Annotated in this window: 17 protein-coding genes and 1 riboswitch; of the genes, 10 read left to right on the top strand and 7 right to left on the bottom strand. The window is 71.5% G+C overall.

The window, feature by feature from the left end:
* Positions 1-126: 126 nt before the first annotated feature.
* Entirely contained in the window at positions 127-690 is a 564-nt protein-coding gene (locus tag AB0F29_RS09760) for a hypothetical protein (RefSeq protein WP_018960544.1), read from the bottom strand.
* 269 nt (positions 691-959) lie between these two features.
* On the opposite strand from AB0F29_RS09760, the gene fmt reads away from it, so the two are divergent.
* On the top strand, positions 960-1,892 hold the full coding sequence (gene fmt / locus AB0F29_RS09765; RefSeq protein ID WP_361869412.1) for a methionyl-tRNA formyltransferase: 933 nt from the start codon (positions 960-962) through the stop codon (positions 1,890-1,892).
* 125 nt (positions 1,893-2,017) lie between these two features.
* Here the strand turns inward: fmt and AB0F29_RS09770 are convergent, their stop codons facing one another.
* The gene (locus tag AB0F29_RS09770; RefSeq protein WP_361869414.1) at positions 2,018-2,962 is read right to left on the bottom strand and encodes an erythromycin esterase family protein; all 945 of its coding nucleotides are present in this window, start codon (positions 2,960-2,962) and stop codon (positions 2,018-2,020) included.
* A 465-nt stretch (positions 2,963-3,427) separates the two neighbouring features.
* Here AB0F29_RS09770 and AB0F29_RS09775 point away from each other — a divergent pair, with 465 nt between their 5' ends.
* The 3 genes from AB0F29_RS09775 to AB0F29_RS09785 all read left to right on the top strand — a co-directional run bounded on the left by AB0F29_RS09775 (position 3,428) and on the right by AB0F29_RS09785 (position 6,888).
* Positions 3,428-4,861: a transcription antitermination factor NusB gene (locus tag AB0F29_RS09775; protein ID WP_361869416.1), complete on the top strand. Its 1,434-nt coding sequence runs from the start codon at positions 3,428-3,430 to the stop codon at positions 4,859-4,861.
* A gap of 214 nt (positions 4,862-5,075) precedes the next feature.
* Positions 5,076-5,759 (top strand): ribulose-phosphate 3-epimerase, encoded by a 684-nt coding sequence (gene rpe / locus AB0F29_RS09780; RefSeq protein WP_361869419.1) that lies wholly within the window; start codon positions 5,076-5,078, stop codon positions 5,757-5,759.
* Between the two features lie 133 nt (positions 5,760-5,892).
* The gene (locus tag AB0F29_RS09785; RefSeq protein WP_018960549.1) at positions 5,893-6,888 is read left to right on the top strand and encodes a sugar-binding domain-containing protein; all 996 of its coding nucleotides are present in this window, start codon (positions 5,893-5,895) and stop codon (positions 6,886-6,888) included.
* A 68-nt stretch (positions 6,889-6,956) separates the two neighbouring features.
* Here the strand turns inward: AB0F29_RS09785 and AB0F29_RS09790 are convergent, their stop codons facing one another.
* Positions 6,957-8,030, bottom strand: a complete 1,074-nt coding sequence (locus AB0F29_RS09790) for a terpene cyclase (RefSeq protein ID WP_361869421.1) — start codon at positions 8,028-8,030, stop codon at positions 6,957-6,959.
* A 307-nt stretch (positions 8,031-8,337) separates the two neighbouring features.
* Here AB0F29_RS09790 and AB0F29_RS09795 point away from each other — a divergent pair, with 307 nt between their 5' ends.
* From AB0F29_RS09795 to AB0F29_RS09815, 5 genes are all read left to right on the top strand, one after another.
* Complete coding sequence (locus AB0F29_RS09795; RefSeq protein ID WP_361869423.1) at positions 8,338-9,804, top strand: GuaB1 family IMP dehydrogenase-related protein; 1,467 nt, start codon at positions 8,338-8,340, stop codon at positions 9,802-9,804.
* 165 nt (positions 9,805-9,969) lie between these two features.
* Positions 9,970-11,427 (top strand): aldehyde dehydrogenase family protein, encoded by a 1,458-nt coding sequence (locus AB0F29_RS09800; RefSeq protein ID WP_361869426.1) that lies wholly within the window; start codon positions 9,970-9,972, stop codon positions 11,425-11,427.
* Positions 11,428-11,567: 140 nt separating this feature from the next.
* Positions 11,568-12,026: an Lrp/AsnC family transcriptional regulator gene (locus AB0F29_RS09805; RefSeq protein ID WP_018960553.1), complete on the top strand. Its 459-nt coding sequence runs from the start codon at positions 11,568-11,570 to the stop codon at positions 12,024-12,026.
* A 206-nt stretch (positions 12,027-12,232) separates the two neighbouring features.
* Positions 12,233-13,030, top strand: a complete 798-nt coding sequence (locus AB0F29_RS09810; protein WP_361869428.1) for a carbon-nitrogen hydrolase family protein — start codon at positions 12,233-12,235, stop codon at positions 13,028-13,030.
* Positions 13,031-13,078: 48 nt separating this feature from the next.
* Positions 13,079-14,788, top strand: a complete 1,710-nt coding sequence (locus tag AB0F29_RS09815; protein WP_361869430.1) for an NAD(P)/FAD-dependent oxidoreductase — start codon at positions 13,079-13,081, stop codon at positions 14,786-14,788.
* An 85-nt stretch (positions 14,789-14,873) separates the two neighbouring features.
* On the opposite strand, the gene AB0F29_RS09820 is transcribed toward AB0F29_RS09815, so the two are convergent.
* Together AB0F29_RS09820 and AB0F29_RS09825 are read right to left on the bottom strand one after the other, a co-directional pair.
* Complete coding sequence (locus AB0F29_RS09820) at positions 14,874-16,316, bottom strand: solute carrier family 23 protein (protein WP_361869433.1); 1,443 nt, start codon at positions 16,314-16,316, stop codon at positions 14,874-14,876.
* Between the two features lie 243 nt (positions 16,317-16,559).
* A complete protein-coding gene (locus AB0F29_RS09825; protein WP_361869435.1) occupies positions 16,560-17,789 on the bottom strand; it encodes an MFS transporter in 1,230 nt (409 codons plus the stop codon).
* A gap of 162 nt (positions 17,790-17,951) precedes the next feature.
* On the opposite strand from AB0F29_RS09825, the gene AB0F29_RS09830 reads away from it, so the two are divergent.
* Complete coding sequence (locus AB0F29_RS09830) at positions 17,952-19,142, top strand: ROK family transcriptional regulator (protein ID WP_361869438.1); 1,191 nt, start codon at positions 17,952-17,954, stop codon at positions 19,140-19,142.
* 104 nt (positions 19,143-19,246) lie between these two features.
* On the opposite strand, the gene AB0F29_RS09835 is transcribed toward AB0F29_RS09830, so the two are convergent.
* Positions 19,247-19,990 carry an SDR family oxidoreductase gene (locus AB0F29_RS09835; protein ID WP_361869441.1) on the bottom strand — a complete coding sequence of 248 codons (744 nt, stop codon included), beginning with the start codon at positions 19,988-19,990 and terminating at the stop codon, positions 19,247-19,249.
* Positions 19,991-20,178: 188 nt separating this feature from the next.
* Positions 20,179-22,545, bottom strand: a complete 2,367-nt coding sequence (locus tag AB0F29_RS09840) for a chitinase C-terminal domain-containing protein (protein ID WP_361869443.1) — start codon at positions 22,543-22,545, stop codon at positions 20,179-20,181.
* Between the two features lie 332 nt (positions 22,546-22,877).
* Positions 22,878-23,008: riboswitch (FMN riboswitch) on the top strand.
* Positions 23,009-23,095 lie beyond the last annotated feature (87 nt).

A 23,095-nucleotide genomic window follows, 5' to 3' on the forward strand; every position in this document is an offset into this window, starting at 1 on the left:
CGGGGACCCTGGGCCCGGACAGGCTCCGGGCCCCGGACAGGCCCTGGGCCCGGACAAGCCCTGGCACCGGACAGGGGACTGCCCCGCCGTGCGACCGGCACGGTGGGGCAGAGGGGCGGCGCCCGGTCAGCCGTTGCGGGGGCCCGGGAAGGCGCCGGGACGCAGCTCCTCGCGGACCGGCCGGTCCGCGAGAGGCTGCGGCGGCATCGAGCGGGCCGCCGGGACCGAGGGCACCGGGGAGCCGGGCCCCCCGGCGGATGAACCGGAGAGCCCGGGCCCGACGGAGACCGGGCGCGACACGGCCGCGGCCTCGCCGCCCGTCTCGGCGGTGGGCTGCGGCGTGGTCCGGCGCGTTCCGTAACGGCGGTGCACGGCCTGCTTGGTGACGCCGAGGGCGGAGCCCACCGCGTCCCAGGAGAAGCCCAGGGAGCGGTCGAAGTCCACCGCGGCCGTGACCAGCGTCTCGACGCTGTCCCGTAGTTCCTGCGCGAGGCGGACGGTGGGGGCCGGGGCCCTGCCGTAGACGACGAAGCCCGCGGAGGGGCCGGAGCGGCGCGGACGGTAGACGTTGCCCAGCTGGGCGGTGAGGGTGCGCAGCGCGTCCACCTGCCGCCGGACCCGCTCGATGTCCCGCACCAGAAGATGCAGACTGGCCCGCGCTTGGGCGTCGTGGGTTGCGTGGTCGGCCATGAAGAAGCCTCTCGAACCGGCGTTGAAAGGGATCGGGCCGCATCGGGGCGGCCCGCTTCGGTCAATCTCCTTTGACCAACGCCCGAGCCGGGTATGTGGTCACGCTATCGGGGCGTATGTGCATATGCACGGGGCGTGCGCGGCGCGCGTACGCCCCCCGGTCGCCGCCCCCACGCAAGGGAGCCACCGGGTCCCGATCAGGGGCACACCCCTAGACTGGTGTGCTGCTCGTCACCGTACGTCTTGGCCCGAGAGGCAGTCAGCCACCCATGAAGCTCGTCTTCGCCGGCACCCCCGAAGTCGCCGTCCCCGCACTGGACGCCCTGATCGCCTCCGGCCGCCACGAGGTGGCCGCCGTCGTGACCCGCCCGGACGCCCCCGCCGGGCGGGGCCGCCGGCTCGTCGCGAGTCCGGTGGCCGAGCGGGCGGAGGAGGCCGGGATCGAGGTGCTCAAGCCCGCGAAGCCCCGGGACGAGGAGTTCCTCGCCCGACTGCGCGAGATCGCCCCGGACTGCTGCCCGGTCGTCGCCTACGGGGCCCTGCTGCCCAAGGCCGCCCTCGATGTGCCCGCCCGGGGCTGGGTCAACCTGCACTTCTCGCTGCTGCCCGCCTGGCGGGGCGCGGCGCCGGTCCAGCACGCGGTGATGGCCGGGGACGAGGTGGCCGGCGCGTCGACCTTCCTGATCGAGGAGGGACTGGACTCCGGCCCGGTCTACGGTGTCCTCACCGAGGAGGTCCGCCCCACCGACACCAGCGGCGACCTGCTCACCCGGCTCGCCTTCGCGGGCGCCGGGCTGCTCGCCGCCACCATGGACGGCATCGAGGACGGCACGCTGCACGCCGTGCCCCAGCCGCACGACGGCGTCACCCTGGCCCCGAAGATCACCGTCGAGGACGCCCAGGTCCAGTGGTCCGCGCCCGCCCTGCGGGTCGACCGGGTGGTGCGCGGCTGCACCCCCGCCCCCGGCGCCTGGACCCTGTTCCGCGGCGAGAGGCTCAAGCTGATCCAGGTCACGCCGGTCCCAGGCCGCACCGACCTGGCCCCCGGCGAGCTGTCGGCCGCCAAGAACAACGTGTACGTGGGCACCGGATCGCACGCGGTCGAGCTGCTCTGGGTCCAGCCGCAGGGCAAGAAGCCGATGAAGGGCGCCGACTGGGCGCGCGGCGTCCGCATCGTCCACGGCGAGCTGCTCGGCCTGTAGCAAAGCGCCCCGAGCGGCCGGGACGGGACGCGGCCGGGACGTTCGAGTCGGGGGTCCTGTCCGGCGGATCAGCGCGTATCCGCGTGGCGGAGCCGACGTCCGCGGAGTGCTCCGCCGGGCAGCCTTCAGGGCAAGGGCCGGGACGGCGTCACCTCTTGCGTGTGGACGACGACGTCGAACCAGCTCGCGAGCGACCCGCCCGACATGTGGTGGGCCCCGTCTTCCCGGGGGTCGTAGAACGGGCCGATCAACCGCGTGCGCGTCGGGGCGTCCAGGAGGCGGCGGACCGGCTCGGGTCGCGATGTGCCCAGATCCAGGACGTACCCCGCCCTGTCCTCGGCGGCCGTATGCAGCAGGCTGTCGACGAAATCCGGGCGTGGAGCGGGCAGTGGCCGGCCGATCGAACCATGCCCCATGGTCAGGCCCACGGACCGGTAGTCCCGTCCCAGCCGTTCACGCAAGTAGCCGCCCATGTTCCGGTGCGACTCCAGGGGCTCGGAGGGGGACACGCTACGAGGGGCGCCGATGGCGGTGTGCGCCGTACCACCCCAGTAGACGACCTTGTCGCCGGTGAGCTGCTGCCACCAGCTCACCCCGTCGGCCAGCGTGCGTTCCAGTTCGGCCAGACCGTCGAGCCGTGTTGTGTGCCGCGCCGGTTCGGCGGGGAACCGCGCGAAACGTACCGGGTCGCCCGGGTGGCGCTTGTTGTAGGACCGCATCCAGTGGACGAGATCGAGGATCTCGGCGGTCTGCCAGAACGACCGTGCCTTTCCCAGCAGTGCACGGGGGTCTCCGTCGCCGGTGGCGACATGGACGTCCAGGCCGAGGCGAACGGGGTCGTCGCCCTCCAGGGCAAGGGAGCGGAACCCCTCTTCTTCCACCAGCAGCCGCACGATGCGATGCGCCACGTCCGACAGTTCGCGTGTCTGCCGGGCAGCTGCTCCGAGCGCCACGATCTTGGCGTCGCGCACGAGCGGGGCGAGCGGCCGCAGATCGTCCAGTGGCTCGTCAGGCTTCCTGTTGACGAGCGCATGGGAGTTCTTCTTGATCCATTCGGTCGCTGTCTCCATTGGCCTGCCCTTCATCCCCGAGCTCCGCTTCCTGCGGGCCTCTCCAGGAGATCGTCTGACCTGAAGCTTGGTTGAGGTCAATAGTTCGTGACGTCGAGTCGGCGCTCATCACTGGAGCGGCCCGTAGTGGGTCAGGGACGGATCCAATGGGGTACCGCGACCACCGTGACCGGCTCCGTGGAGGACGTAGGTTTCCGCGCTTGTGGACCGCCTTGCTGAAGCCCGTGGTCCCGCCACCTCGCCTGCCGCGTCGTTGGCGGTGGGCGTCCGCCCCGCTGCCCTGGCATGGGCAGATGCGGCTTCGGCCGTGCCCGCTCCTCGTTCGTCAGCTCTGCCCGCCCCCTGGCCATGCCAACGGTCCGTCGCTGGACCAGGCCAGGGTTCCTGCTGCCGTTCGGGCGTCCGGGGACGGCGACGTACGCTGGGAGGGTTCGCACCTCTCACCATCAGCGGAGCACCTTTCACGTGAACGACCAGCCGCGTCGCCGTCCCGCCAAGCCCCACCGCCGTCCGCAGAAGGACCCGGTCCGTTTCCTCGCCTTCGAGGCGCTCCGGGCCGTGGACGAGCGTGACGCGTACGCCAACCTCGTGCTGCCCCCGCTGCTGAAGAAGGCCCGTGCCAAGGGCGACTTCGACGGCCGGGACGCGGCGCTGGCGACCGAGCTGGTCTACGGGACGCTCCGCCGCCAGGGCACGTACGACGCGATCGTGGCGGCCTGCGTCGACCGGCCGCTGCGCGAGGTCGACCCGCCGGTCCTCGATGTCCTGAACATGGGCGTCCACCAGCTGCTCGGCACCCGTATCCCCACGCACGCGGCCGTCTCCGCCAGTGTGGAGCTGGCCCGGGTGGTGCTGGGGGAGGGGCGTGCGAAGTTCGTCAACGCGGTGCTGCGCAAGGTCACCGCGCACGATCTCGACGGCTGGGTGGAGAAGGTCGCCCCGCCGTACGACGAGGACGCCGAGGACCACCTCTCCGTCGTGCACTCGCACCCCCGCTGGATCGTCTCCGCCCTCTGGGACGCGCTGGGCGGCGGCCGGGCGGGCATCGAGGACCTGCTGGAAGCCGACAACGAGCGGCCCGAGGTGACGCTGGCGGCCCGCCCCGGCCGTTCCACCACCGATGAGCTGGCCGAGGCGCTCGGCGAGGACAACTCCCTGCCGGGCCGCTGGTCGCCGTACGCGGTCCGGATGGCCGAGGGCGGCGAGCCCGGCGCGCTGGAGGCCGTTCAGGAGGGCCGGGCGGGCGTCCAGGACGAGGGCAGCCAGCTCGTCGCCGCCGCCCTGGCCGCCGCACCCGTCGAGGGCCGCGACACCCGCTGGCTGGACGGCTGCGCGGGCCCCGGTGGCAAGGCCGCCCTGCTCGCCGCCATCGCCGCCGGGCGGGGGGCCGCCCTGCTCGCCGCCGAGAAGCAGCCGCACCGCGCCCGGCTGGTCGAGCGGGCGCTCGCAGGCAACCCCGGCCCCTATCAGGTGATCACCGCGGACGGCACCCGTCCGCCGTGGCTGCCCGGCACGTTCGACCGGATCCTGATGGACGTTCCCTGCTCCGGACTGGGCGCTCTGCGGCGTCGTCCGGAGTCCCGCTGGCGGCGTCGGGCCGAGGACCTCGAAGCCTTCGCCCCGCTCCAACGAGGCCTGCTGCGCGAGGCGTTGAAGGCCGTACGGGTCGGCGGCGTGGTCGGCTACGCGACCTGCTCGCCGCATCTCGCGGAGACCCGCGTGGTGGTCGAGGACGTCCTCAAGGGCCGGGGCGGGGAGCCGGTGGAGGCGGAGTGGATCGACGCTCGCCCGCTGATGCCCGGGGTGCCGGCGCTGGGGGACGGCCCCGACGTCCAGCTGTGGCCGCATCTGCACGGCACGGACGCGATGTACCTGGCGCTGCTGCGCCGGACCGGCTGAGCGTCCCGCCCGCGGGCGCGACGCCGTGCCAGGACGTCGGCCCCGCATCGCCCGATCTCCCCCGAGATCACCGAGATCACCGAGATCACCGAGAACGGCAAAGGAACAGTAAAGCGCCAGCAAAATGTGCAGAATGTGCGAAGTGTGATGGCCCTGTGAGGCTTCGGAGCGCATCGAGGCGGGGAACCGGCGGGAGACGTGGCAGGCTTGGGTCATGGCGCAGATCAACCCCAGCATCCTGTCCGCCGATTTCGCGCGTCTCGCCGAGGAGGCGGAGGCCGTCGAAGGCGCGGACTGGCTCCACGTCGATGTCATGGACAACCACTTCGTGCCCAACCTGACCCTCGGCGTGCCGATCGTCGAGGCGCTCAGCAAGGCCACGGACACTCCGCTGGACTGCCACCTCATGATCGAGGACGCGGACCGCTGGGCCCCCCAGTACGTGGAGGCGGGGGCCGGGTCCGTCACCTTCCACGCGGAGGCGGCGGCGGCTCCGGTGCGCCTGGCGCGGGAGATCCGGGCGAAGGGGGCCCGCGCCTCGATGGCTCTCAAGCCGGCGACGCCCATCGAGCCGTACGAGGACCTGCTGCCCGAGCTGGACATGCTGCTGATCATGACGGTCGAGCCGGGCTTCGGCGGCCAGGCCTTCCTGGACATCATGCTGCCGAAGATCCGCCGCACCCGGGAGCTGATCAGCAAGCACGGTCTCGAACTGTGGCTCCAGGTCGACGGCGGGGTGTCGGCCACCACCATCGAGCGCTGCGCCGAGGCCGGCGCCGACGTCTTCGTGGCGGGCTCCGCGGTCTACGGTGCGCAGGACCCGGCCGCGGCGGTGCGGGAGCTGCGGGCACAGGCGGACGCGGTCACGGCCGTCGCCCCCTGGGCATGCGGACACTGAACCAAGGGCAGATGAACGCGGTCCGACAGGGCCGATCAAGGATCGCCGGATCTGACAGGATGAACGGCGTATCGGGCGTGTGAACAGCAGTGAGGAGATCGCGGTGTCTGGCATCTCGGCGGGTCGGTCAGCCATGCGGATGGGACCCGCGGAGCTGGTGCAGGCGGCGGCCATGGCCCGCCGGTTCTACCTGGAGGGCAAGTCCAAGATCCAGATCGCCGAGGAGTTCGGCGTGAGCCGCTTCAAGGTGGCCCGGGTCCTGGAGACCGCCCTCGAACGCGATCTCGTACGCATCGAGATCCGGGTACCGGCCGAGCTGGACGCCGAACGCTCCGACGCCCTGCGGGCCCGTTACGGGCTGCGGCACGCGGTGGTCGTCGAGTCCCCGGCCGAGGAACAGGAGGACGCCCCCGACCCGGAGAACCTCGGCGAGGTCGCGGCCGACCTCCTCGGCGAGCTGGTCGTCGAGGGCGATGTACTCGGCCTGGCCTGGGGACGCTCCACCATCCATATGGCGGCCGCCCTCGACCGGCTCCCGCCGTGCACGGTCGTCCAGCTGACCGGCGTGTACGACGCGGGCACCGCCGAGCGCGGCTCGGTCGAGGCGGTCCGCCGGGCGGCGCAGGTCTCCGGCGGCGAGGCGCACCCCATCTACGCACCGATGCTGCTGCCCGACCCTGCGACGGCCGCCGCGCTGCGCGAGCAGACCGGCATCGCCCGGGCCTTCGAGTACTTCGACAAGGTGACGGTCGCCGCCGTCTCCATCGGCTCCTGGGAGCCGGGCATCTCCACGGTCCACGACATGCTCTCGGACGCCGAACGCGCCCATTACGCCTCGCTCGGCGTCGCCGCCGAGATGTCCGCGCACCTCTTCGACTCCGACGGCCGCCGGGTCGGCCGTGACCTGGGGGAACGCTGCATCACCGTGGAGGCGGACCGGCTGCGCCGGATCCCCGAGGTGGTCGCGATCGCGGGTGGTCTGCGCAAGGCGGCGGCGATCGGCGCGGTGCTGCGCTCCGGACTCGTCACCAGCCTGGTGACGGACACCGCCGCGGCCGACTTCCTGCTCACCGAGTCCCCCGCGGGTGTCCGTCCGGCACTGGAGCGGGCCGACCCCGACGGGGAGTGACAGGCGGGAACACACCGAGGGCCGTGCACCGCGTCCGGTGCACGGCCCTCGGCCCGTCCCGGCCCGCGTCAGCCCGCCGGCGGGGCCTTGGCCACGCACGGGGCGGCGGCGGTCTCGGTGCGCGCGGACGGAACGCCCAGCACGGTCTCCTCCAGATACTCCTCGGGCTCCTCGTACTGGCCCACGTCGGCGGGGTTGTAGCGCGGCGTCCGGCGTGACCAGTCCAGGTTGCCGCGCATCCAGCTCCGCATCCCGTCGAGGTAGGGCACCAGCATCCCGGACAGCTCCGGATACAGCTCCAGCAGCTCGTCCTCGGCGGTCAGGAACCGCTCGGTCTCCCTCGCGAGGCGCTCCGCGACGTGGTCCAGCGCCCGCTGCTCCCCGAAGCCCCGGTGATGGCGGACCAGGTGGACGAGATTGTGGATCTCGCCGAGCACCTGCTCCTTCTCGAAGGAGTACACGTCGTTGGCCCAGCACACGTGGTTGCACGCGGCTTCCAGGGCGGTGATGAAGCGGGGGTCGTTGTGGATCGACTCCGGGGCGTCGATGCCCGCCACGATCTCTATGAGGTCCATGCAGACGTGGATGGCCCCGGTGTGCCGCCGTTTGGCGATGTACGTGTCCTCCGATGGCACCACGTCCTCGGCGCGGTTCCCCGCCTCCCAGGTCGTGGCGGTCGTGAGGTAGGTGACCAGGTGCCAGGCGAACCGGGTCCGCCAGTGCGGGGCGGCGTTCGGCATCGTACGTTTCCACAGGTCGGCCAGGGCGGTCACGGCCGCCGGGACGTCCTCGCCCGGCAGTGGCTCGGGGGCGGACCCGTCGACCACCGCGCGCATCCGGTCGACGACGTCTCTCACCCGGTCGGGCGAACGTCCGAGGTGGCCGTCGTCGAGCTGGTCGTCGACCAGGAAGAGCCAGACGAACCAGTCGGCCACCAGATCGAGGTGTTCCTCGTCGGCCGTCGGATAGACCATGCCGACGAACGCCCCGAAATCGGCCTGTTCGAATCTGTTCCTCGCGGACTCGCGGTGGACCAGACCCGTCCGTCTGGTCCAGCTGTCCAGATGCCCACGGGTATGCGCCACGTGCGGGTTGGTCCGCTGCGGGAACGGGCAGTAGATGTCCGGCAGTTCGCTGTCCACAGGCGGATCGGGATCCTCTCCGGTCAAACGGTGTGCCCAGGGGTGGCGATGAGCCGATCGACGCTTCGGACACCCACGGGACCTGCGGGTTTGAAGCTACCTGACCCCTTGTCACCCGGTCCAGGGATGGTGATCACGAATGATTCGAATCCTGTTCGGGTAGGGTCCGTGGGTAAGGCAGGTTCCACTTGCCCGGAGCCCCCGACCGCCTTTTCGCGCCTCTTCGGAGGAAGAGACGAACGCGGGGGTCCTTTGTTGTGTCTTCGTGGAAACGACCTGCACCGTTTCGTATGAAAAAATGAGTGTTATGCGTTTTCTTGAGCCGGGCACCGGTCGCTACACAGAGTCCCCCGCGGTCCCGTACGACCTCACGTACGACGACGTCTTCATGGTCCCGGGCCGTTCCGCAGTCGGCTCCCGGCAAGGTGTGGACCTCTCGTCGCCCGACGGGACCGGCACCACCATTCCGCTCGTGGTCGCCAACATGACCGCCATCGCGGGCCGCCGGATGGCCGAGACCATCGCCCGCCGGGGCGGCCTCGTCGTCATCCCCCAGGACATCCCGATCGAGGTCGTCACCGACGTCATCTCCTGGGTCAAGACGCGCCACCTCGTCCTCGACACCCCGATCGAGCTGGCCCCCGGCCAGACCGTCGCCGACGCGCTGTCCCTGCTGCCCAAGCGGGCCCACGGCGCGGGCGTCGTCGTCGACGCCGACCGCCGTCCGGTGGGTGTGGTCACCGACCACGACCTCACGGGCGTCGACCGCTTCACCCAGCTCTCCGAGGTCATGTCCAAGGACCTGGTGCTGCTCGACGCGGACATCGACCCGCGCGACGCCTTCAACAAGCTCGACAGCGCCAACCGCAAGCTCGCCCCCGCGGTCGACGCGCAGGGACGCCTCGTCGGCATCCTCACCCGCAAGGCCGCCCTGCGCGCCACGCTCTACACCCCCGCCACCGACGCCGAGGGCAAGCTGCGCATCGCCGCCGCCGTCGGCATCAACGGTGACGTGGCCGGCAAGGCCAAGCAGCTCCTGGACGCGGGCGCCGACGTCCTCGTCGTGGACACCGCCCACGGCCACCAGGAGTCCATGATCAGCGCGGTGAAGGCCGTCCGGGCGCTCGACCCGCGGGTCCCTATCGTCGCGGGCAACATCGTCGCCGCCGAGGGCGTGCGCGACCTGATCGAGGCGGGCGCGGACATCATCAAGGTCGGCGTCGGCCCCGGCGCCATGTGCACCACCCGGATGATGACGGGCGTCGGCCGCCCGCAGTTCTCCGCCGTCCTGGAGTGCGCCGCCGAGGCGAAGAAGCACGGCAAGCACGTCTGGGCGGACGGCGGCGTCCGGCACCCGCGCGACGTCGCGATGGCGCTCGCCGCCGGCGCGTCCAACGTGATGATCGGCTCCTGGTTCGCGGGGACGTACGAGTCGCCCGGCGACCTCCAGCAGTCCGCCGACGGCCGCTTCTACAAGGAGTCCTTCGGGATGGCCTCGGCCCGCGCCGTGAAGAACCGCACCTCGGACGAGTCCGCGTACGACCGCGCCCGCAAGGCGCTCTTCGAGGAGGGCATCTCCACCTCGCGGATGTTCCTCGACCCGACACGCCCGGGAGTCGAGGACCTCGTCGACTCGATCATCGCGGGTGTCCGCTCCTCCTGCACCTACGCCGGCGCCGGCTCCCTCGCCGAATTCGCCGAGAAGGCGGTCGTCGGCGTCCAGAGCGCCGCCGGTTACGCCGAGGGCAAGCCGCTCCACGCCAGCTGGAGTTGATCCCGGAGTCACCGCAACGACCCTGCCTCCTCCGGTACTTCGCGCCGGAGGAGGCAGGGTCGTTTTCGGGCTCCGGGAGCGGGCCGGGGGTGCGCTTCAACTTCGTTGAATGGTAAGTAATATGAAGCTCACTCAGCTGCCCGCCTCTCTGCGGTAAGGGATCTCATGTCCTTCTTCACTGACCTGGCCCACCAGTACATCGACGGCGAGTGGAGGCCGGGGAAGGGGTCCTGGGACATCATCGACTTCAACCCGTTCGACGGGGAGAAGCTCGCCTCGATCCCGGTCGCCACCGCCGACGAGGTCGACCAGGCCTACCGCGCCGCCGAGCGCGCCCAGCAGGCGTGGGCGGACACCAACCCGTACAGCAGGCGGGCCGTCCTGGAGAAGGCGCTGCACCTCGTCGAGGAGCGCGAGCCGGAGATCAGCGACGCGATCGTCGCCGAGCTCGGCGGCACCCGGCTGAAGGCCGCCTTCGAACTGCACCTGGCCAAGGAGTTCCTCCGCGAGGCGATCCAGCTGGCGCTGCGCCCCGCCGGACAGATCCTCCCCTCGCCGACCGAGGGCAAGGAGAACCGCGTCTACCGCGTGCCCGTCGGCGTCGTCGGCGTGATCAGCCCGTTCAACTTCCCGTTCCTGCTCTCCCTCAAGTCCGTCGCCCCCGCGCTGGCCCTCGGCAACGCCGTCGTCCTCAAGCCGCACCAGAACACCCCGATCTGCGGCGGCACCCTGCTGGCCAGGATCTTCGAGGACGCGGGGCTGCCCGCCGGGCTCCTGAACGTCGTGATCACCGACATCGCGGAGATCGGCGACACCCTGCTGGAGCACCCCGTGCCGCAGGTCATCTCCTTCACCGGCTCGGACAAGGTCGGCCGTCACGTCGCCACCGTCTGTGCCCGGAACCTCAAGCGGGCCGTCCTCGAACTCGGCGGCAACAGCGCCCTGATCGTGCTCGACGACGCGGACGTGGACTACGCCGTCGACGCGGCGGTCTTCAGCCGGTACGTCCACCAGGGCCAGGTCTGCATGGCCGCCAACCGCATCCTGGTCGACCGCGCCGTGGAGGCGGAGTTCACCGAGAAGTTCGTCGCCAAGGTCGCCTCGCTCACCGTCGGCGACCCCGCCGACCCGGCCACCCAGATCGGGCCGCTGATCAACTCCTCGCAGGCCGAGTCCATCTCCAAGCTCGTCGACCAGACCGTGGCGGCCGGGGCGACGGCGCTGCTGCACGGCCGCGCCGACGGCAACCTGGTCAGCCCCTCCGTGCTGACCGGTCTCGCCGCCGACTCGCCCGTCCTGCACCAGGAGATCTTCGGCCCCGTCGCCCTGCTGGTCCCCTTCGACGGTGAGGACGAGGCCGTCCGCATCGCCAACGACACCCCGTACGGCCTCAGCGGCGCCGTCCACACCGGCAACATCGAGCGCGGGGTGCGGATCGGCCAGCGCATCCACACCGGCATGATCCACATCAACGACGGCACCGTCCACGACGAGCCGATCGTCCCCTTCGGCGGCGAGAAGAGCTCCGGCCTCGGCCGGCTGAACGGCGACTCGATGGTCGAGGCCTTCACCACCCAGAAGTGGATCTCCATCCAGCACGGCCGCTCGCAGTTCCCCTTCTGAGCGCCTCCCGCCCCCGGCCCGGCCGGCCGGGACCCCATCACGCCGGGCACGCCCGCGACGGCGGCGCATGGTCTACTGCGGGAGGCGGCACGCTCCGCCTCCCGCAAGCCGACCCATCGCAGAGAAGTGAACCGCCCGACGTGCGCCTGAACGACCTCGACGAACGCATCGTCCACGCCCTCGCCGAAGACGCCCGGCGCTCCTACGCCGACATCGGCGCGATCGTCGGCCTCTCCGCCCCCGCCGTGAAGCGCCGCGTCGACCGGCTGCGGGCCGAGGGGGCGATCACCGGCTTCACCGTGCGGGTCGACCCGGCGGCGCTCGGCTGGGAGACCGAGGGCTTCATCGAGATCTACTGCAGCCGCAACACCTCCCCGGACGCCATCAGGCAGGGCCTCGCCCGCTACCCGGAGATCGCCTCGGCCTCGACGGTGACCGGGGAGGCGGACGCGGTGGTGCAGGTCTTCGCCGCCGACATGCGCCACTTCGAACAGGTCCTGGAGCGGATCGCGGGAGAGCCGTACGTCGAGCGCACCAAATCCGTCCTGGTGCTCTCGCCGCTGCTGCGGCGGTACTCGGCGGAGGGCCCGCCCGCCTGAGGCGCGCCACCCGGGGTTCCCCCGGCAGTGGCGCACGTCACCCCGTTGACCTGCGAGGACGCCCCGCGCAACGATTCGCCGCGCCAGGCCCTCCCCACGCAACGAATCAACGGTTGGTGCGCAACACTCGCGCCTTGTCCGGGCCGATCGGGGCCACGTACCTTCGATACGTCTCCCCACCCCGCCCGCACCGCCCGAGGTCAGCCATGCCGTCGTTGCGCACCGCCCTGCTCCAGAGCTCCGGACGCCCGGGTGCCGTCGCCGAGAACCTGAAGGTGCTGGACGAGGCCGCCGCACGCGCCGCCGGTGCGGGGGCCCGGCTGCTGGTCTCGCCCGAGCTGTTCCTCACCGGATACGCCATCGGCGACGCCGTCCCCGAGCTGGCCGAACGCGCCGACGGCCCCGGCGCCGGGGCCGTCGCCGAGATCGCCGTACGCCACGGCCTCGCGGTCCTCTACGGCTACCCGGAGCGCGACGGGGAGCGGATCTTCAACGCGTCCCAGCTCATCGGCCCCGACGGCGGGCGCCTCGCGAACTACCGCAAGACCCACCTGTTCGGGTGCTTCGAGCAGGAGTGGTTCACCCCCGGCGACCAGTCGGTCGTCCAGGCCGACCTCGACGGCATCCGCGTCGGCCTGCTGATCTGCTACGACGTCGAGTTCCCGGAGAACGTCCGGGCGCACGCCCTCGCCGGCACCGATCTGCTGCTGGTGCCCACCGCGCAGATGCACCCCTTCCAGTTCGTCGCCGAATCCGTCGTCCCCGTACGGGCCTTCGAGAGCCAGATGTACGTGGCGTACGTCAACCGCACCGGTCAGGAAGGCGCGTTCGAGTTCGTCGGGCTCAGCTGTCTGGCCGGCCCCGACGGCACCGTGCGCACCCGCGCCGGGCACGGCGAGGAACTCGTCGTCGGCGAGGTGGACCCGGAGCTCCTGGCCGCCTCCCGCGCCGCCAACCCGTATCTGCGCGACCGCCGCCCCGGTCTGTACGGCTCCCTCGCCTGAACCCGCCTCCTCCCCGAACTTCCGTACCGCGCAAGGAGTCCGTACCCCATGACGTCCACGGTGCCCAACGCCGTCCAGCACACCGACGCGACCGCCCCGCCGATCACCATGTTCGGGCCGGACTTCCCGTACGCGTACGACGACTTCCTCGCCCATCCGGCGGGCCTCGGGCAGATACCGGCGACCGAGCACGGCCAGGAGGTCGCCGTCATCGGCGGCGGGCTCTCCGGGATCATCGCCGCGTACGAGCTGATGAAGATGGGCCTCAGGCCCGTCGTCTACGAGGCCGACCGGATCGGCGGCCGGCTGCGCACCGTCGGCTTCGACGGCTGCGACCCCTCGCTCACCGCCGAGATGGGCGCCATGCGCTTCCCGCCCTCCTCCACGGCGCTCCAGCACTACATCGACCTGGTGGGCCTGGAGACCCGGCCCTTCCCCAACCCGCTCTCCCCGGCGACGCCCTCGACCGTCGTCGACCTCAAGGGCGAGTCGCACTACGCCGAGACCATCGACGACCTGCCGCAGGTCTACCGCGACGTGGCCGAGGCGTGGAGCGCCGCTCTGGAGCAGGGCGCCGACTTCTCCGACATGAACCGGGCGCTGCGCGAGCGCGACGTACCGCGCATCCGGGAGATCTGGTCGCAGCTCGTCGAGCGGCTCGACAACCAGACGTTCTACGGCTTCCTCTGCGACTCCGACGCGTTCAGGTCCTTCCGGCACCGCGAGATCTTCGGGCAGGTCGGCTTCGGCACCGGCGGCTGGGACACCGACTTCCCCAACTCCATCCTGGAGATCCTGCGCGTCGTCTACACCGAGGCCGACGACCACCACCGCGGCATCGTCGGCGGCAGCCAGCAGCTCCCGCTGCGCCTGTGGGACCGCGAGCCGCAGAAGATCGTCCACTGGCCGCTCGGCACCTCGCTGGCCTCCCTGCACGAGGGCGAGCCACGTCCCGCCGTGACCCGGCTGACCCGTACCGCGGGCAACCGCATCACGGTCACCGACGCCACCGGAGACATCCGCACCTTCCGGGCCGCGGTCTTCACCGGCCAGTCCTGGCTGCTGCTCTCCAAGATCGACTGCGACGACGCGCTCTTCCCGATCGACCACTGGACGGCGATGGAGCGCACCCACTACATGGAGTCGTCCAAGCTGTTCGTCCCGGTCGACCGGCCGTTCTGGCTGGACAAGGCCGTCGACGGCCAGGGCAACGCCACCGGCCGCGACACCATGTCGATGACGCTCACCGACCGGATGACCCGGGGGACCTACCTCCTGGACGACGGCCCCGACAGGCCCGCCGTCATCTGCCTCTCCTACACGTGGTGCGACGACAGCTTGAAGTGGCTGCCGCTCTCCCCGAAGGAGCGCATGGAGGTCATGCTCAAGTCGCTCGGCGAGATCTACCCGAACGTCGACGTCCGGAGCCACATCATCGGCAATCCGGTCACCGTCTCCTGGGAGAACGAGCCCTGGTTCATGGGCGCGTTCAAGGCGAACCTGCCCGGCCACTACCGCTACCAGCGACGACTGTTCACCCACTTCATGCAGGACGGACTGCCCGCCGACAAGCGGGGCCTGTTCCTGGCGGGCGACGACATCTCCTGGACGGCCGGCTGGGCCGAGGGCGCGGTGCAGACCGCGCTGAACGCCGTCTGGGGCGTCATGCACCAGTTCGGCGGGGCGACCGACGCGACCAACCCCGGGCCCGGCGACGTCTTCGACGAGATCGCCCCGGTGGAACTCCCCGAGGACTGAGCGGGGCCCGGGTGCGTCAGCGGCAGCGGGGCGGGCGCCCGAGACGGGACCCGGCGGTCGGGGTCCCGGAGCAGCGCCCGCAGGATCAGGACTTCCGGGGCCCCGCGCCCTTGTCGCCGTCGCCGGAACTCGTGACGTCCGCGCTCTCGTCGTCCGCGCTCTCGTCGTACGCGGAGGTGCCGGAGTCCAGCAGCGGTTCCTGCGTCCTGAGATGGGCAGGGGCGAAGGCCCGCAGCACGTGGTAACCGGTGATCACGACGATCGTGCCGAGCGCGATGCCGCCCAGCTCGAAGTTGTCGGTGATCTTCAGGCTCACCCCGCCGACGCCGATGATGATGCCCGCGGCCGCCGGGACGAGGTTGAGCGGATTACGCAGGTCCACCCGGCCGTTCAGCCAGATCTGCGCACCGAGCAGGCCGATCATCCCGTACAGGATCACGGTGATCCCGCCGAGGACTCCGCCCGGGATCGCGGCGACGACCGCGCCGAATTTGGGGCACAGACCGAACAGCAGCGCGAAGCATGCCGCCGCCCAGTACGCGGCGGTGGAGTAGACGCGGGTCGCGGCCATCACGCCGATGTTCTCGGAGTACGTGGTGTTGGGCGGCCCGCCGACGGCGGTGGAGAGCATCGACGCGGCGCCGTCCGCCGCGATGGCGGTGCCGAGCTTGTCGTCCAGGGAGTCGCCGGTCATCTCGCCCACGGCCTTCACGTGCCCGGCATTCTCCGCGATCAGCGCGATCACCACGGGCAGCGCCACCAGGATCGCGGACCACTCGAAGCTCGGCGCGTGGAAGGACGGCAGCCCGATCCAGTCGGCCGAGCCGACGGCGGACAGATCGAGGCGCCAGTGGTCGGTGGCCTCGCCACCGCCCGCCGACGAGTGGATCTTGCCGAACGTCAGGTCCAGGACCCAGGACAGCGCGTATCCGAAGACCAGCCCCAGGAAGATCGCGATCCGGGAGAGGAAGCCGCGCAGGCACACCACGGCGAGACCGGTGAACAGCATCACGGCCAGCGCCGTCCACTGGTCCTGCGGCCAGTACGTCGACGCGGTCACCGGCGCCAGGTTGAAGCCGATCAGCATCACCACCGCGCCCGTCACCACCGGCGGCATCGCCGCGTGGATGATCCGCGCGCCGAACCGCCGCACGACGATACCCACGAGAAAGAGGGCCACCGCGACCACGAACACCGCGCCCGTGATGGTGGCGACATCGCCGCCGCCCGCCCGGATCGTGGCCGCGACGCCGACGAAGGAGAGCGAGCAGCCCAGATAGCTGGGCACTCGCCCCTTGGTCGCCAGCAGGAAGATCATGGTCGCGACGCCGGACATCATGATCGCGAGGTTCGGGTCGAGGCCCATCAGGACCGGCGCGACGAACGACGCCCCGAACATCGCCACCACGTGCTGTGCGCCGAGTCCGAACGTACGGGGCCAGGAGAGCCGCTCGTCGGGGCGGACCACCGCCCCGGGCGCCGGTGTCTTCCCGTCGCCGTGCAAGGTCCAGCGCACGCCGAGGCTCATGGATGCTCCCTGAAGGTCTGCTCGGTGTGCCGGCCGGTCTGCGACCCGGTCTTCGGTGTTCACCTGCGGAAAAGATCAGCGTCATGGTAGTGGTGCGCCGGGCGGCCGGCGCGCGGAGGTCTCCCGCCGCGCGCCGCGGTACCGCGTCCCGGCCTGCCGTACCACGCCGCCGACCGCCGCACCCGCCCGCCGCCGTACCGCGTCCCGCGCCGCCGTACCCGTGCGTGCCGCAGCCCCGCCCGGTCAGCTCTCGGCCGCGCTCTTCGCCGTCGTACCGCTTCCGGCCGCCGATCCGGTGACCTTGCGGTCGGCCGATCGCAGCACCCCGGCGCCCAGCACCAGGCCGAAGGCCAGCGCCGTCACCACGCCGAACGACACCACCAGCGAGGTGGCCTCGGCCAGCGAGCCGATCGCGGAGGGGGCGATCAGGCTGGAGGTGTACGTGATGGTGGCGATGCCCGCGATGGCCTGACTCGGGTTCGGCCCGCTGCGCCCGGCCGCCGCGAAGGCCAGCGGGACCACGACCGCCACACCGAGGCCCAGCAGCGCGAAGCCGCACATCGCGGCCGCGGGGGAGGGCGAGAACACGACCAGCAGCCCGCCCGCGGTGGCCATCAGCCCGCCGGTCCGCACCGTGCGGACCGCGCCGAAACGGTCGACGATCCGGTCTCCGGCGATCCGGGCCAGGGCCATCGTCAGGGTGAACGCCGTGGTGGACGCCGCGGCGAGACCGTCCGAACTGTCCAGGACATCCCGCAGGTAGACCGCCGACCAGTCCAGGCTCGCGCCCTCCGCGAACACCGCGCAGAACCCGATCGCCCCGATGATCAGAGCCGACTTCGGCGGCACCGTGAAACGTGGCGGCGGCTCCTCGTCCGGGCGGCTCTTGAGATCGAGGACGCCCCGGCAGGCGATCAGCCCCAGGGCCGTGAGCACCAGGGCGGCGATGGCGTGGTGCAGCCGGGCGTCGGTCGCGGTGTGCGCGGCGACGGTGCCCGCCGCCGAACCGATCAGCGCGCCCACGCTCCACATGCCGTGCAGGCCCGACATGATCGACTTGTCGAGACGGTTCTCCACCTCGATGCCCAGGGCGTTCATCGCCACGTCGGACATCCCGGCCGTCGCCCCGTAGACGAACAGCGCCGCGCACAGCGTGACCAGGCTCGGCGCGAGCGCGGGCAGGATCAGCGCCAGCGTCCACAGCGCCAGCAGCCCCCGCAGGGCGGTCCGCGCGCCGAACCGGTGGCTGATCCGGCCGGCGAGCGGCATCGCGATCGACGCGCCGATCGCCGGGAACGCCAGCGCCAGCCCGAGCTGGCCCGCGCTCACTCCGGCGTGGTCCTGGATCCACGGCATCCGGGTCGCGAAACTGCCGGTCACCGCCCCGTGGACGGTGAAGACCGCGGCGATGGCGATCCGCGCCCGCTTCACCTGCTCCGTGCTGTAGACCGTGACGGTCGGGTCGTCTCTCATGCCGTCGTATCTCTCCCCTGGGAATTCTCGGATGCCGGCGGTCCCGGCGCCCCGTGCGACGATGCGGGCCGTAAACTATCAGGAACCCTGCCTGATAAATAGCCGTTACTGTGCCGCCCGGCCCCGGCAAGCGGCGGGGCGGCGATCTGGAAGGATCTCGGTATGCCCGCATCACCGAGCACGGCTCGGGCCATCAACGACCGGCTCGCCCTGCGGCTGCTCCAGCAGGACGGCCCGCTGACGGCCACCCAGCTCAAGACGTTGACCGGACTCTCCCGCCCGACCGTCGCCGACCTCGTCGAACGGCTCCAGAGGGCCGGGCTGATCCAGGTCGTGGGCGAGTCCGGGGCCGTCCGCCGCGGACCCAACGCCCGGCTGTACGGGATCGTCGCCGACCGGGCCCATCTCGCGGCGCTGGACGTACGGCTCGGAAGCGTCAGCGTGGTCGTCACCGACCTGTTGGGGGCCACGCTCGCCGAGGGTTCCCTGCCCATCGGCAGCGAGACCGGCACCGAGCCGGCCGTCGAGCGGGCCGTCGCCCTTCTGGAGCGCACAGCCCGCGCGGCGGGGTCCGTCCCGCTGCACAGCGTCGGGGTCGGAGCGCCGGGGCTGATCGACCCCGGCACCGGCGAACTGCGCGACACCACCGGCCTGCCCGCCTGGCACCGAGGCCTGGTCCGGGAGCTCCAGCGGCGGCTTCCCGCCGCCGTCCTGGTGGAGAACGAGACCAACCTCGCGGCCGTCGCGGAACACCGGGCGGGCGCCGCCCGCGACCGGGAGACCTTCGTCCTGCTCTGGCTCGGCCAGGGGATCGGGGCCGCCGTCATGCTGGACGGCAAGCTGCGTCAGGGGGCGTCCGGCGGCGCGGGCGAGATCGGTTTCCTCCCCGTCCCCGGCGTGAGCGGGCCGCCCTCGGCGGTCAACTGCGAGGGCGGCTTCCACTCCCTGGCCGGCTCCGCCGCACTGTGCGAACTCGCCGTCGCGCACGGCCTCGTGGACCCCGGCGCGGTGACCGGCGGCCGGGAGGAGGCGGCGGCCGTGGACGCGGTGCGGACCGCCCTGGGCGCGGGGGAGGCGGGCGAGCCCTTCCTGAAGGAGCTGGCGGACCGCCTCGCCCTGGGCGCCGCCGCCGTCGTCTCGGTGCTCGACCCCGGCTGCGTCCTGCTCGCGGGGGCCGTGGGCCACGCGGGCGGTCCCGCGTTCGCCGCCCGGGTCGAGGAGCGGCTGGCCGCGATGTCACCCCTGCGGACCGAGGTCCGGGCCGGTTCGCTGGGCGACGGGGCCGTGCTGCGCGGTGCGCTGATCACCGCCCGGGACGCGGCGCAGGACGCGCTGTTCGCGCCGGAGGGCTGACCGGCGGCCCGCAGCTCCGCGTTGGCGGCGGCCGACCGCAGCTCCGCGTAGGCGGCGGCGGGCCGGTCCGGCTCAGCACGGGTGGCGTCGGCGGATCGGTCCGCTCAGGCCGGGTGGCGGTGGCGGTGGTCGAGGAACTCCTCGAACGTCACGGTCCCCGTGGCGTGCCCGGGCGCCAGGTGGTCGCCGCGCCGGTAGCCCGCGTACGCCTTGCCGGCCAGCCGGACCGGTACCACCCGCCGCCTGCGTCCGGTGGCCCGCAGGAACGTCCCGGCCAGTTCCGTGAGCCCGCGGACCTCGGGGCCGCCCAGGTCGGGCACCCGGCCGGACGGTCCAGGTAGCGCCAGGGCCGCCAGCCGGTCGGCGACCTCGCCGCTGTCGACCGGCTGGACCCGCACACCGGAGGGCACCGGCAGCACGGGCAGCTTCGCCGCGCCGGAGAGGATGCGCAGGACCAGGTCGTGGAACTGTGTGGTCCGCAGGATCGTCGAGCCGAGACCGGAGTCCTCGATCATCCGCTCCACCCGGCGCTTGACCGTGTAGTAGCCCAGCGGCAGCCGGTCCACGCCCACGATCGAGATGTAGAGCAGATGCGGCGTCCCGGCCCGCTCCGCCGCGTCGATGAGGAACCCCGCCGCCCGGTCGTCGCCGCGCGGGGTCGTGGCGCAGTGGACGATCACGTCCGCCCCCTCGACCGCCGCGTCCAGGCCCTTGCCGTCGCGCAGATCGACGGCGTACGAGGGGGAGCGGCGGCTGAGCCCGCGGACGTCGGCCCCTTCGGCGCCCAGCCGCTCCGCGACCTGCCGGCCGAGGGTTCCGGTGGCGCCGGTGACCAGCATCGTCGTCATGGTGCCAGCCTGCCAGAACGGAGTCCGGGCCGCCGGAAAGCGCCCGGGGCCGGTCAGCTGCCCCGGCCCCGGCCCCGGCAACGCCCCCGGCCCCGGCGGTGGACGCCGGGGCCGGGGACGACAGGGCCGGACGCCCGGTGGTGAACGGAGGGGTGGAGCCGCTCACCACCGGGCGGTCGGAGAAGGGTTCAGCAGGCGCCGAGGTCCTTCCAGGCGCCCCACTGGCCGGCGGATCCGGGCGTCTCGCCCTTCGTCCACCACGAGGCCTTCCACTGGTGGCCGCCGTGGCTCACGGTGGAGCCGCCGCCGTACTCGGTGGCCGCGTTCCAGACCGGGGCCGAGCAGGTGCCGCCCGGCTGCGTCGGGGTCGGGGTCGGCGTCGGACCGGTCGGGTCCGGCGTCGGGGTCGGGGTCGGCGTGGGGTTGGTCCCGGTGCCGGGCTCGACCACGGTGGTGCCGCGCGCCAGGTCACCGGCGAGGGAGTAGGACTTCCCGCCGAAGGTCACGGTCCAGTTCGACGGTGTGGAGGTCGGCAGGTAGTAGACGAAGTCCAGCTCCACCGAGGCGCCGGGGGCCAGCGTCTGCCAGGCCGGGAGCTTCAGCGAGACGCGGTTGTAGTCGCCCTTGAGGCCGCCGATGTTGTTGGCCGCCGTGTGGTCGCTGCGGATGATCGTCGTGCCGAAGCCGGACTGGTCCTTGGCGTTGGCCGGGGCGGAGGTGGAGTAGTCGAACTGGAACTCCGTACCGCCGGGCAGCGTGGCCTGGGTCCGGTTGGTGATCTTCAGCTTGGGGCTGATCGGGTAGTTGGAGTCGCCCAGCGGGAACTGTCCGAAGGAGACGTCGATGTTCACGGCCTGGGTGGGCAGGTCGATCGTGGAGCGCTTCGCGCCGTACGGGGTGGCCGACTTGAACGCGTCGTACATCGCGGTGGTCAGCGTCGAGCCGGTCTCGTACTGGCCCTTGGCCGCGTTCCACTGGTAGTCGCCCGCCAGCTCCCAGATCATCGTGCCGCCGATGCCCTTGTCCACGACGTAGTCGGCCTTGGCCTTCACCGACTGCTCGTCCTCGGTGGAGAGGAACACCTTCTTCTGGGCGTTCCACAGCCACGGCGCGACCAGCGTGGAGTCGTACTTGCGGACGTACGTGCCGGTCAGCTGGGTGTTCGCGGGGAAGCCGTAGTCGGTGACGTAGTCGCCGACGATGCCCTTCTCCAGGTTCTTCGCGTGCCACATCGGGTTGGAACCGGCAGGCGATTCCTTGCCGTTGGTGTCCTTGTCGTGCCAGAGGTTGTCGATCCCGACAGCGCCGTCACCGCACTTGGTCAGCCCCGCGCCCGCCGGGCAGTCGGTCGTGGCCGCCTTGCCCCACAGGCCGTCGGTGCCGCCCTGCACGTTCTTGAAGCCGCGGGTGTAGTACGGCAGGCCGATGTTGATCCGGCCGGCCGGCATCGAGCCGCGGAAGTAGTGGTAGGCCCAGTCGGTGTTGAGGTAGCCGGTGCCGCCGTACTGCGAGGTGGAGTACACGCTCGCCTGCGCCAGCTCGGCGTCCTTGCCGTCGTCGAACAGGGAGGCGTTCGGGCCGACGTACTCGTTCCAGGCGCCGTGCAGGTCGTAGGACATGATGTTGACGTAGTCCAGGTACTTCTGCATCTGGTACGTCTCCATGCCCCGCAGCAGGTAGCCGGAGGAGGGGGCGGCGACGGTCAGCAGGTAGTGCTTGCCGTCGGCGGCGCCCGCGCGGTCGAGCTTCTCGCGCAACGTCTTCATCAGGGCGTCGTAGCCCTTGACCAGCCCGGCGCGGCGGCCGTTGGACAGCGTGTGGTCCAGCGGGTTGCCCGCGTCCTTCATGGTCGTCGCGTACTCGTAGTCGATGTCGACGCCGTTGAAGCCGTACTTCTTGATGAAATCGACGGCCGAGTCGGCGAAGGTGTTGATGCCGCTCTGGTTGACCGAGCCGTCGGCGTTGGTCGCCATCGAGTAGAAGCCGCCCGAGTCGACGCGCTTGCCGTCGGGGCCGAAGTAGCCGCCGGTCTCGGCCCAACCGCCCACGGAGACCAGGGACTTCACGTTCGGGTGCTTCTTCTTGTACTTCGTCAGCAGGTTGAAGTGCCCCTTGTAGGGGAGCGCCGGGTCCATCTCCGCGCCTGCGACACCGGGCCAGGTCATGCCGGTGGAGGCGTTGTCGGCGCTGTCGGGGCCGACCGAGAGCTTGTTGGAGCCGTCGACGTGCGCGAAGGCGTAGTTGAGGTGCGTGACCTTGTCCCACGGGATGTCCGGGACCAGGTAGGCGTCCTTGCCGTCCTTGCCGGTACGCCAGTTGGTGAAGTAGCCGATCACGCGGCGCTTGTGGTCGGCCCCCATCATCTCTCGGCCGTCGGCGTCGTAGACGGAGCAGTAGGGGACGTCGACGCCGGGGGTCTGGTAAAGCCCGTCGGGGCGACAGGAGGTCTGGTCGGCGGCGGCCGACGGACCTGCGGCGAGTGAGCTCATCAGCAGTCCGGCGACGGCGGCGCCGGCGGCGAGCAGGGTGGCTCTCGCTCGGGTGGGGGACAGCATGTGGTCGTTCCTCCTGGGGAGGTCGGCAGAACACAACTGGCAAAAGGGGGTGGGTCGTGTGGGTCCCGGTGTGCGCACACCGCCGGACCGAACCTCGGAGGTGACGCAGAGATTAAGAGGACTAGACCAGTGCGTCAATAGGTCTGGACCTTTAAGCGTCAACTTTTCCGACGGGTTCCCTGTGGCTCCTCTGTGGCTTCCCTGTGGCGCCCCGATGACTACGTTGTCGGGTTCTCGCCAACGGATTCACGCCACGTGTCCTGTGACCCAGCCCACAGTGCTCACCCGCATGGCCGTGAGACGTCCGTGGCAGACTGGTTCCGTACCAGTAGCAGCGCACTCCGGGGTCGGTGCAATTCCGAACCGGCGGTTATAGTCCGCGACCCGACCGCAGCCAGCGGCCGGTTGACCAGGTGAGATTCCTGGACCGACGGTGAAAGTCCGGATGGGAGGCAGTGCGCGGCGGGTTGTCATCGGTACGCCGCCGTCGGCGGACGCATGGCCGGGAGTCTCCCGTGGCGCCGTGCGTTCCTGGCGTTCCCGTTCTCGG

The sequence above is a fragment of the Streptomyces sp. NPDC026589 genome (assembly GCF_040638385.1).
Lineage (GTDB): Bacteria > Actinomycetota > Actinomycetes > Streptomycetales > Streptomycetaceae > Streptomyces.